This window comes from Myroides sp. LoEW2-1 (genome assembly GCF_009767705.1).
GTDB lineage: Bacteria > Bacteroidota > Bacteroidia > Flavobacteriales > Flavobacteriaceae > Flavobacterium > Flavobacterium album_A.
On the sequence record NZ_WSPP01000217.1, the window covers coordinates 1 to 1,755 of the forward strand.

3 protein-coding genes are annotated in these 1,755 nt (G+C 32.3%); all 3 read right to left on the reverse strand.

Annotated features, from left to right (window positions below; genetic code table 11):
* Window positions 1-6 precede the first annotated feature (6 nt).
* Window positions 7-771 carry a LytR/AlgR family response regulator transcription factor gene (locus GOQ24_RS12240; protein WP_155092343.1) on the reverse strand — a complete coding sequence of 255 codons (765 nt, stop codon included), beginning with the start codon at window positions 769-771 and terminating at the stop codon, window positions 7-9.
* Window positions 758-1,117 carry a hypothetical protein gene (locus GOQ24_RS12245; RefSeq protein WP_155092342.1) on the reverse strand — a complete coding sequence of 120 codons (360 nt, stop codon included), beginning with the start codon at window positions 1,115-1,117 and terminating at the stop codon, window positions 758-760. Before GOQ24_RS12245 ends, GOQ24_RS12240 begins: the two co-directional genes overlap by 14 nt.
* 2 nt (window positions 1,118-1,119) lie before the next feature.
* On the reverse strand, window positions 1,120-1,755 hold a 636-nt coding region (locus GOQ24_RS12250; protein WP_160339819.1), incomplete at its 5' end, for a 2TM domain-containing protein.

Here is a 1,755-nt window from a genome sequence, read left to right on the forward strand (position 1 = left end):
ATTATACTACTTTTCTATCCATTTTTTAAAATCATTAACTTTTTCGCGGCTTACGATTAAATCATCATCATCAAAATTCTTTAAATTTACCTTTAATCTGGAATTGGAAAAAGCATGGATTTCGTGAATTGACACTAATGATATAATGAACTTTCGATTAATGCGGAAGAAATCATTTGGAGATAAGTGCTTCTCAATCTCCTCTAAAGAATAATCTGTTAAATAGTTTCTTCCCTCATTGGTCTTGATATAAGTCGCTTTATTTTCGCTAAAAAAACACATAATATCAGTAGTACTGATAATTTTAATCTGCATACCTATCTTCACAACAAAGCGCTCCTTGTACTCGATCACATTATTGGAGAGAAACTGGGTGAACATGGAGAGTTGTTCATTAAATCCAAAAATCGCTTGTTTATTATTTTTGAACTTTTGAATGGCTTGCTCTAATTCATCTGCTTGGATAGGTTTTAGCAAATAATCAATACTATTCAACTTAAAAGCTCTCAAAGCATATTCATCATAAGCTGTAGTAAAAATAATAGCACTATTCACTTTGACTTGTTCAAAAATCTCAAATGACAAACCATCTGACAGCTGTATATCTAAAAAGATGAGGTCTGGTTCTTTGTTAGAACCAAACCATTCTATAGCCTCTTCTACATTAGTCAATTTCGCATTTGGAAAATAACCTAACTTCTCTAACTTGCGCTCTAACGACCTTGCAGCGGGCTTTTCATCTTCTATAATCACTATATTAATTCCTGTCATATCGATTAACTTGATATTCGTATGTATTCTTTATTCTATCCATTTCCCTTCTCTCTACTCTATTTATCCAGCGATCTAAAAGGGGGATATAATCAGCAAAATGCAAGATTAGTTTAATTGTAATTACCGCAAACCAAATAGCAAAAAAGACAATTTGCAGCTTTTCGTCATTGTTTAAAAACACAATCCTAACATCTTCTATTTCCAAATGTTCAAGGTATTTTGTAAACAAGAGGACAATTGCAAAAAGTACAAATTGCAATACGAGATATACAGTCCTATTAGTATAACTAAAACGATAAGCTTTATACTTTTCACTAACCTTAGTTGACAGTTCCTTTTTCATAACTACTGCCAATTTGATTTATCATTTTTTCGATCTTCAACATATTCTCTCATCTTTTTATCCTCCCAATCTTTACCTAAAAAAAAACTGTAATTATATACTTTCATGGCATGTGATCCCAAACCAATCCCCCATGCAAACAACGGAATCAAACTCCACATAAAGGTTGCATCAGTAAGGATATTCATCATTATCAGGAAAGTATTTACTAAAAGGTAAGTAGTTAAATGCGAATAAAAACGCTTGTACTCTGCTACTTTTTTCTTTGCTTCAATTAGTAGATCTTGTTCATCTTCTTGTACATCAATAATTCTCATATGTTCAATTTTTTTGGTTAGTATAGGTATTTGTACTGTAAAGAAATCAGAAGACTCCTCTACTTTTATTGGTTTTGCTGTAAGTAAAGCATAACGACTTGCAATATTCTCTAATCCGATTCCCTTTCTTCCCTCTCTCAACTCTTTCTTACTAAGATTATTCTGAATTTTTAAATAGCCATCAGCTTGTTCAACAATTGTAATGTGAATAGGTTTTGCAGAAGTAGCCTTATTGTGTTTTATCACGTTTTCTAACAATAACTGCAAAGACAGAGGCACCACCTTTCCCCCTTCTTGCTTAACGCTTTCGGGAAAGTCAAA

Excerpts from the sequence above, each read along its gene's own strand:
- GOQ24_RS12240 (WP_155092343.1), bottom strand. The coding sequence starts at position 771 with ATGACAGGAATTAATATAGTGATTATAGAAGATGAAAAGCCCGCTGCA.
- GOQ24_RS12245 (WP_155092342.1), bottom strand. The coding sequence starts at position 1,117 with ATGAAAAAGGAACTGTCAACTAAGGTTAGTGAAAAGTATAAAGCTTAT.